Here is an 8,779-nt window from a genome sequence, read left to right as displayed (position 1 = left end):
TGACGGCGCCAGCCTGTCCGTCATCGGCCACCGGCACGGGATCAGCCTCGACCGCCCGCTCCCGGCACCGAGACCGGCCTGCCACAGCAAGATGTACAGCCCACCCTCGGCCGCAGCACTCGCGGAAGCCGACGCACTCCGACAGGACGACACCCAGGAGGAACGATTAGGGCGGGTGTCGGGTCGCGATCAATCTGTGGGATTCGCCGTCACAACGAGGCCTGACCGGGCAGGTCATGTCGCGTGACGAGGGTGCAACTGGCTGATGCGGAAGGGGAGTTCATCGAGCACGACAGTCACCGGCCCGGTCTCGTCGATGCCGAGTGTGGTGCCGAGGTTCACCGCGGAGGGACCGGCGCTGAGGGATCCCGGCCCGTCGGTCACCGACATCGACACGGTCAGGTCGAGGGCACGCTTGCCGGTGTTGTGGACCTTGGCCACCAAGTTTCGGCGTGCCGTCGGACGCGCGCTCGGGAGTCAGCTCCTCGATCCGGAAGTCGGACGGCGGCTCGCCCCCGGGCCCGACGTCAAGATAGATCCGTGTTCCCACGCGGTTGACCAGGCGATCGTTCGCAGCTGGGCCGGCAACGCCCGCGACCTGCGCCCAGAAGACCGCGTACCGTTCGCCGGCGGACGCGGTCTGTTCGGCGGCCAGGTGGCTGAGGAACCAGGCGGCGAGGGTGACGGTGATGCCCGTGGTGGCCACCCTCCGCCGGCGTTGTGCCGGGGAGTCGGTGGGCCAGAGGCGGGGTGCAGCCACATGTCCGCGATGCCCTGTGCAAGCACTACAGGGAACGGGCTGGTCACATCGTTCGGCAGAGGCGGCATGCAAGGGGTGACGGTGAACGGCGGGCGCTTGCGAGTAGGCGCTGCTTCCGCGTCGCCGGCTCTCGCCGGCACGACAGCTGCGAGGGTCTCCGGCAGAGCATCTGGTGAGTCCGGCCCCGTCACTCAGCCGGGGCCGGCTCGCCGCCGGGTGGGTCGACGACCGCTAGAGCAGCCAGCCGAGGACGGCGATGATATCGGCGAGCAGGTTCAGGATCATTGGTGTCGTTTCCTTTCGAATCGTGGATGATTCCGGAGCCGGTGACAGGCGCCCCGGGCCGACTACGCCCTGCAGTGCGCAGCATGCTTACCGTAGTCATCTGAAAAGGTGAGACCACTCGAACGGGGGAATGTTCACTCGATTGGTGCAACTGCAGCGATGGGCCTGGTCACGGGTGCCGGTGGCCGGGACACCACCGCAGTCGCATCGCGCCCTGGATTCCGGTCCGTCCGTCGCCGGTGAAGAAGACAGGCGCCGGTGGGGCGCCACGGCCATGGCACGCTTCAGGGGCTGACCACTGCTCGCTGAACGGGAGCCGACCGGTCCGAGCGCCCCGCCTGGCTCCGGGTCGACGCCTATCGTCCGGAAGTCGCACGAGTGTCGGGAATGTCATCACGGTTCGCGAGATCCCACTGATCAACGACCGGCGACGAGGACAGCGTGGCGGGGGAGGTGCCGGCCGGTGCGCGGTTGGAGTAAGAATTCCTGGCTGTCTGTGCACCGGCGGTGGCCGGTTCACGTGGATCGCCCTTCTCGGCAGTTCCGAACGGCGGCGGTGCGAGCGACTTGCACCGCTACGGAGCAGGTCGGGCGTTCGCGGCCCTCGTCGCTTGTCGCCGATGGCGCTCTTCCCGGCGAGGAATTCGGGCGGTCTGGAATGGGGGCGATCCGTCGGCGCGAGGGGACCCCGGTGTCTTCCGGAAGACCGGGGCAGTGGAGCCGTCCTGTCGCCGGGATGCGACGATCCGATGGTGCGGTTCCATCCTCGACGGACGACGCGCTGGGATCGGAGACTCGGTTGCCCCCGCTGGCGGTGGTCCCGAGCCGTCCGCGTTCTACCGCGATGCCCGGTGTGAGGGTTTCTGTCGGACATCATCCTCGGACACCTGCCTGGCCACCAGCAGCTGGCGCACCATTTGTTGCAGGGACACCACGGCCGTCACCGGCGGAAGGCCCGCGACCACGGCTTCAGGCATCGTGCTGGGTGTGTCGACGATGCACAGGCCACTGGCGATACCGGCGAACACGAGGATGACCGTCCAGGAGTTCGCGACCTTGCGACCTCCCAGCGCGGCACGCAGGACGGAAAGAGAGGCGGCCATCCACGGCCCGTAGACGACGACCGGCCAGTACTGGGACAGGCCTCTGGGCAGCCGGGAAAGGGCCACGTCCTGCAGAGGGTGGTAGGAGATCGCCCATCCGAGGATGCACACCACGGTGACGATCGCCGCAGTCAGAAATCCGATCACGGATCCCACGATGTCGGCCCCGCGGCGTGCCGGGTATGTTGTCCGTGAGCGGTGCTGGGGGTGGTCGGCGATCACCCGGGGATGGAAGCCCGGGGCCGGCAGACCGACCTCCTGCATGAGGGCTTCCACCCCGACGGCGTGCGACTGCAGGCTTGCGTCGGCCCACCCGTCCACGACCGGATAGGGCGCCTCCGGGGACGACTGGCCGACGGGGGGCCAGAGGGGATGGTTGAGTATGACCCCGTCGTCCGGAGCGAATCCCGAGGCGTAGCGGGGGGCGAAAGTGGTGTCCGTCGACTCGTACAAAGCGGCCCTCCTGTGAGCGTCGTCGTGCATGCGGCCGGCGGCCCTGGTCAGGCTTATGCGCCTGGTCGGTACAGCCGGTTCGCGAATTCGAACTCAAGCTGACGCAGTTCGCGGAAGAGTTCCGTCAGATAGCGTGAGCAATGTCTCAGCACCACGCGTTCGCCGTTCTTCACGAGATATCCATTTTCTACGTCGCCCATGGCATTGCTCCGATCCGGGACGAATAGCCAGTTATCACCGACATTGCAGATGCGGTCTGGCTCCAGTGGCAATGGAAGGGGCGGCTCGACTGTTGGACTCATGCCCCGAGAACGATGGGCCAATCGCCGGGAAAAGTACGGCATCCGGGTGTCCTGAAATATGCTCAAGCCGCTTGTGCTCAGTGTTTTTACCCGGGAAGCAGAACTCCTCGGGCCGAACGTGGGGTGGTCATTCGGCTGGCCTTGGACCGGAGCGGTCGAAGCGGGCGCGACCATCTCCGCTCGCTGGTTTTCCCCTGCGCTCCGGCGGGACGGCTTCGGTTTCCGGCGGACGCTCTGCGATTCTCCCCAGGGGGGCGTGGCCGCCGGGGGCTGCCGTCCATGGGCCGCCCCGGGGTGTGGCGGGGTGCCCGCGTCCTTGTGGGCGTGCGGTCATCCGATCAACGGAAGCTCAGGTTGCATGAGGAGCACCAGTTTCGCGTTTCCGTCCGGGTGGCTGGTGAGGGGAGCGTTCGATGCCGCATCATGACCGTCGGTGTGAGCCTCTGAGGCGGCCGGCGCAGCTGCGCCGCGCATCCGATCCGCCCGGTTTCCTGCGTCGGCCCGTAACTGACCGGTGTGGCATGGCGTCGCAGCTCCGTGGTCCTGGGCCTGCGGGTGCCGGGCGTCCTGGGGAGTCCGCCAAGTCGGGACGTCGAGGCCGCTCGGGACTTTCCGTCCCGTCCGGACTTCCGCAGGACGCCCGGTTGGTGTGGCTGGGCTACCGCCTTCGTGCGGACGCGGGGCTTCGGGACGGCACGGATTGAAAAGGATTCAGAAACGTTCCGTGATGGAAGGAGTACTCTGAGTGCAAACTCGGCTCGGTGATGAAGCAGCCGTCCGGACTCGCCTGAGTCCGGACGGCTACGCGGCGCAGTCGGAGCTGCGTCGCTGCTCCAGATCACTCGGGCCTCCGGATAAGAACCGTCAGGCAAAACGGCCGCTCGTGATCGTTTTCCGGTGTTCGTTCGACGCCCTTTTACCACGCCCCCCCTGGCGGGGAGGTGTGACATGACCTAGCGACAAGGAAAAGGCTCAGTCCGCACCACCGGACTTCACCACTGGGCCAAGCACATGCCTCGGGATCTGAACGCCCTGTCCCGTCGCCGCTGAGTACACATCTGAGCCGACGACGGAATCCATTACTGCCTCGACTCGCCGGCACACTCCGGATCCTGCGAAGAACCTGTGTCCTGTCGAGCTGCGGCCTCCTCACGCGTCGTAAGTAGGCAACGCCATTTTGCATCACCGATTCGAAATCTGCCAGCTCGCCCCTGCCCGTGTTGTGAGCCACCGCCGCGTCCGCCCGGGATCGGGCCCCCGAGTCCTGAATGGACGAAGGCGACAGCCGCCTCTCCGGAGCTGTGAGACACACGTGACCACAGCTGAATCGGGACTGGCGGGGACCACCACCGCTCCGACGCCGAAACGGGCGGCGCCTCGCCGCTCGGCCGATCCGGACACTCACGGTCGGCCGGTCGGACGGGGCCGACGAACGATCGGGCATCAGGCCTCCGGCGGTGCTCCTTGAGCCGGGCGGGCACGGTCACCGTGCTCCCGGAGACGGTCCGGGACCCCGGGTGCGTCCCAGGAGCGCCTGCGACCGGACGGTCCAGCCTGCCCGCCACCCGCTTCCCCGCAGCGTGGCTCAGTGACAGGGACTTGACCGGCGATCTGATCCGGGTCGTGACGCTGGTGCAGGACTACGGCTGGAAGTCGGGGTCATGCTTCGCCGCCGACGGGACCATCGGACGACAACTGGGGCTGTCGCGGGGCGGCGTCAACAGGCTGATCGCCAAGGCAAAGACCAAGAATCTGGTCCGCGCCGCCCGTAATCCTGCCACCCGGACCATGAACCGACGTGTCCGTCCCCTGGCCGACGGTGAGCTGGCCGTGTGCGTCAGCTCGTACGCCCGGACCCATCTGGCCGGTACCCGGTTCAAGGTCTACGCCTTCCTATCCCTGCGGCAGCACTTCCCCGAACCGACTCCCGTCGGGCGAATCGCGCGCGAGTGCCGGATGAAGGAGGGAACGGCCCGCGACGCGGTGGCGGAACTCCTGGCGCAGGGGTGGGTGAGCAGAAGTCCCGGCGAGGGAAGGGCTTTCAGGTACGTCGTCCACCCCGTGCCCGTGCCCGCGCGAGTCCCGGACGGGCGGCCCGAGTCCACGCCGAACGGAGCTGTTCCCGCACTGCGAGCCGTGCCCGGCGCCGCAGGCGACAGCGGCGAGGTCGCCGGTACAGCACTGGCTCGCCATCGCCGCGCCTCGTTCGGCATCTGGCCGGGAGCCGCCGGTTCGGTCACAACGGGTCTCCCCGGTCCGGTGACATCGACCACCCCCGATTCGGTGGCAGAAACACGATCCTCCCAACACGACTTGCTGAACAAGCCGGCCGTCGCTGGCGGTTGGCCGTCCAACGAACCGCCAGCCGCGCGCACGCGAGGCCGCGCGGCGGCAGCCACGGCGGAGATGGCGGGTACGGCGGGGCGCGGCGGATGGCCAGCGGACCGTGAGGCGATCCGGTTGCTGACCGACGAACAGAGACGATGGGGACGACGCGCCGCGTCGTCGGCTCTGCGCCGACTGCCGAGTCAGCTGGCCGAGCGGCTGACCGGGCGACAGCTCGACATGTTCGCCTGGCACATCGTCGCAACGTTCGCGGACTACGGCACCTCACCAGAAGCCCACGGTGAGGTGATCCTCCAAGCCCTTGAGTCCGCATGGGAGTTCGCGCGCCGTAGGGAACCAGTCGGCGCCGAGCCGTGGTCCTCCGTGGTCTCCCCGCTCCCGTGGCTCATCAGGGTCGTCGACCGGGCAAGCGAAACGGTCACGGGGGCCAGGTCAGTCCCAGCCCCGGAGTGCGCACTGTGCCGTGGCCCGCTGGTCGTCCGTGACACCGGGGATTCGAGCACCTGCCGGTCCTGCGGTCCCGCCGCTGCCGCTGCCGCGTGCCGCCGGCTTCAGGAACAGTGGGAGTCGTCCGCCAGCCGGTCGGACGTTCCGCCTGCCGAAGATGCCCGGCCGGCGCAGGTCCCGCCCACCGCGGCTGGGCGCTGCGACTGGTCAGAAGCAGAGGGAGACGTGTCGGAAGGAACGCTCCTACGCCGACGCCTCGCCGCTCGCCGGCTCGAACGGGAGCGGGCCCGTGCCCGGCTCGGCGACGCTTCGCCGGTGGACCGCACCACCCCGACCGGTCCGCACCGGCAGGGCGCAGTCACACCCCTCCCTCGGGAGGCCACCGGTCGAGGGCCCGCAGACCGGGCGGACCGAACCACAACCGAGCTGTGTGAGCGCACGCCGGGGACCATGACCGCCCAGGGGCCCGCTCCGGGCCGGGACGTCCGAGAGCCCGATGCAGACGGCACCACCGTGTTCGGGACGGCACGGCCGGGGCAGGGCAGGTGCCCCCGTGAGACGCGCCTGGTGCCCGGAGCCAGCCGGGATCCGGCGCCCGTGGGCGAGCACGTGTCAGCGGGCCGGAGACAGCAGGGCGCCTGGCAGTACGCCGCGGTCATCGCCGGATGCCCAGCCGGCGCGGGTGCCTTCCGGGGCGTGTCACGGGCGATGATCCCGCTGCACTCTCCCGAGGCCCACGCGACCACCAGACGTCGGAGTCCGTCCGGGACCGCCGAAGACGTGACCGACCCGACGCCAACCCGATGGAATCTCCGCGGCGACGGAGAGCGCCCGAGACCCGGGGCCGGACTCCACCTCCTGGCATTGCGTCACCGTTACGCCGGATCCGTCAAAAGCCGCGCACCGCTTCCGGGGTCGGAAGGCGATCCACGACTCGGCCGGTTCACGTCGGCCCGAAGTTTCGGACCGCGCTGCCGGGCACCGCCCCCGGCCTCCTCCCGTCCAACCGCTCGACTGCGATGACCGCACTCCGGCCGACACGACCACTTCTCCGGCTCCCCCGCCGGGGCCGGGGAGCGGTGCGCTGAGAACACCTGGAGGCACCAGTGAATGCGCGGGCCGATTTTCCGAGCGACGAGCTCCGCACACGCAAAGTGCCTGGTCGCAAGGGTTCCGTTCCGATCCGCAAAATGGTTTGCTTTTCCCGGCCCACTGGGCCGTGCGGGTGAATCGCCCGACCAGGCATTGCGGGACTTTCAGCCCGATGGATAACTGGGTACATCCGACCGGGTGGGTCGCCCTCCTCTCCCGGGCAAGCAGCCGCTCCGCCGGCGGCATTCCCGGATCTGCCGGGACCACCGCAGAGGCGGGTTGCGGCGGTGGGTGCCCCGGCGAGGAATCGGATCCGTCGGCCGGTGCGACTTTGACGCGCACCGGCCGACGGCTACCCCGCTTCGTGGCGACCCCCGAGCTCGCGGTCCCGCACATTCTGCGGGAGTGGCACCCATTCCCACGTGCTCCACGGCCGATCCCCGCCGAACCGGACCGCCCGGCCGACGCGCCTACGGTCCGAGAGCGCCAGCTGCGCCGTGCTCCCGGACGACTCGCGGCCTCCGCCGCCTGGTCCACGCCAGTCGGAGAGGATGCCCGGTCGGGCTTCGCCGCGTAGCCGGGCCGGCCTGCTTCCAGGCGTCACCTGCACGATCGGAACGGCCGGTTTCGGTCAATGCTCGGAGGAATCTAGTGAGCGCTTCACCCGTCTCCGACCGGGAAATTCCCCAATAGGCCCCCAGTCGCGATGCCGCCCCGTCCTCGGTGAATGACAAAAGGCAAAGTCCGGCCCGTCATCGGCCGCTGGTTACGGAACTATTCCTACCGTCACACTAGGTGCAGCATTACATGAACGCGCCCCCCCTTTTTTGGAGCGGATCGCTCCTCCGCGGATAACCTATTCCCGATCGGCTTTGCCGGTCCGGCGCCCGTTCGCCCGACTGCTCGTCATCCCCCTGGTGGGAGCCGGACGGACCATGGCGCTTCCCCGGCCGGAGCGGCGCCACGAGCGGGGGAGAGGACATGCACCACGGGGAGTCTCCTGCTCGTCCGAGGCAACGGCCCCAGGCGCTCCAAATCCACGGACGGCTCGGCATGCGCACCGGGAACGGCCATCGGCTCATCCGCCGGAAAGCGAGACGGTTCGCAGGCCGCCACGGATACGCGGGCGGAAGCCGTGCGGCCTGGCCCCGCGGTCCACAGAGGGGAGTCCACTGGCCACCGCACAGATCACGGGGCGGGCTACGGGAGGTTTCGACCGAGAACGTTCTGATCCGTACCCGGGGTGCCGCGTGCTCGTGATCTCCGAGGCCGTCCGGTTGCGTTCGACCGCTCCGGCGGAGCACGCCGGGTGGTGGAGCCGGACGGCGGACCGGCTCCCGCCGGGGCTGCGGCTCTGATATGACCCGACGAAATCAGTCCGCCAAGACGTCGGTGCCAGCCGCGTCGGTCTCGGTGTCGCCGAGATAGAACTCAGCGATCCGCTGTGCGGCCCCCCGAGACCAGAGGCCCTGCTTCGGAGCCATGAGGTGACAAGGCAGAGGCACGCCGGATACGACGGCACGGCGAGAGCAGCCCATCGAGATCCTCCCCGAAGACGGCCGTTGAGCCAGCAGGTGACCGGCAGAGAACCGACGTGCGGTCCCCCTCGGGGATTCCCGCTGGATTCGCGGTGTGCAGCCCGGAAGCTCGTCGGCGTGACGGTGTTTCACCACTGGGACGGCGGCTCACTGGGAAGCGGCTGAGCCGCCGGGTGGACGAACCGGTGGCTCCGGTCGTTTCCGTCCGATCCGGTCGGAATGCCCGGCCACAGCTCGTCCTGGGCGGGTTTTTCCGGCGACCCGCCGGCCTACTGACCGGACGCTAGTCCGTCCTCCTGGGTGTCGTCCTGTCGGAGTGCGTCGGCTTCCGCGAGTGCTGCGGCCGAGGGTGGGCTGTACATCTTGCTGTGGCAGGCTGGTCTCGGTGCCGGGAGCGGGCGGTCGAGGCTGATCCCGTGCCGGTGGCCGATGACGGACAGGCTGGCGCCGTCG

At 69.1% G+C, this 8,779-nt stretch carries 2 protein-coding genes and 1 pseudogene; all 3 read right to left on the bottom strand.

The features are described 5' to 3' along the window. Positions 1–234: 234 nt before the first annotated feature. Entirely contained in the window at positions 235–441 is a 207-nt protein-coding gene (locus ACH4J0_RS42315) for a hypothetical protein (RefSeq protein WP_396246518.1), read from the bottom strand. A gap of 1,440 nt (positions 442–1,881) precedes the next feature. Further along, on the bottom strand, positions 1,882–2,601 hold the full coding sequence (locus ACH4J0_RS42310) for a DUF2637 domain-containing protein (protein ID WP_396246517.1): 720 nt from the start codon (positions 2,599–2,601) through the stop codon (positions 1,882–1,884). Between the two features lie 5,994 nt (positions 2,602–8,595). After that, positions 8,596–8,779, bottom strand: a pseudogene (locus tag ACH4J0_RS42305) (hypothetical protein); the annotation flags it as partial.

Origin of the sequence: Kitasatospora sp. NPDC017646 (assembly GCF_044329365.1) — a bacterium.
Classification (GTDB): domain Bacteria; phylum Actinomycetota; class Actinomycetes; order Streptomycetales; family Streptomycetaceae; genus Kitasatospora.
This window is presented reverse-complemented; position numbering and strand designations above follow the sequence as displayed.